This is a genomic window from Rhodoplanes roseus, from assembly GCF_003258865.1.
GTDB lineage: Bacteria > Pseudomonadota > Alphaproteobacteria > Rhizobiales > Xanthobacteraceae > Rhodoplanes > Rhodoplanes roseus.
The window spans coordinates 1-678 of sequence record NZ_NPEX01000635.1 but is presented as its reverse complement, the minus strand read 5'-3'; the positions used below and the strand labels follow the sequence as shown (position 1 = coordinate 678).

Genomic DNA, 678 nt, shown 5'->3' with positions numbered 1-678 from the left:
CGGGGGGTACGGAGCCCTTGATGAGCAAGCAGCTTTACTGGCTGAGCGATTCCGAGTGGGCTCGGATCGAGCCCTACCTTCCGCGTGGACGGCGTGGGGCTCACCGGGTCGACGACCGTCGGGTGATCAGCGGCATCGTGCACATGCTTCGGCTCGGCGCCCGCTGGCGCGACTGCCCGAAGGAATACGGGCCCTACACGACCATCTACAACCGCTTCAATCGCTGGAGCCGACAAGGCCTCTGGTTCGAGATATTCGAAGCGTTGACGGGCTCGACCGGCATCATCGCGACGGTCGCGATCGACAGCACACACATCAAGGCTCACCGCTCGGCAGCGGGCGGAAAAGGGGGGCCTTCAAACAGGCGATCGGCCGCTCACGCGGCGGGCGGACGACGAAAATCCATGCTCTGAGCGATCATTGCGGCCGGCCGCTCGTTCTGTTGCTCTCGCCCGGCAACATAAGCGACATCGCTGTCGCGCCGACGCTGATCGCGCGGGTCGGGCCGATCACGGGACTCATCGCAGACAAGGCTTACGACGCCAACAGCCTTCGCTGCTTACTGGCCGAGGGCGGAGCCAAGGCCGTGATCCCGTCGACCACCAGCCGCAAGCAGCCGATCCCCTACGATCGCATCGCCTATCGACGGCGCAATCGCATCGAGCGGATGTTCTCGCG

At 65.0% G+C, this 678-nt stretch carries 2 protein-coding genes; both read left to right on the top strand.

The features are described 5' to 3' along the window. Positions 1 to 413: IS5 family transposase (locus CH341_RS31705; RefSeq protein WP_210208708.1), on the top strand; the 413-nt coding region annotated here is incomplete at its 5' end. Then, a partial coding sequence (locus CH341_RS31700) for a transposase (RefSeq protein ID WP_146604725.1) occupies positions 368 to 678 on the top strand: 311 nt, incomplete at its 3' end. The genes CH341_RS31705 and CH341_RS31700, both read left to right, overlap by 46 nt.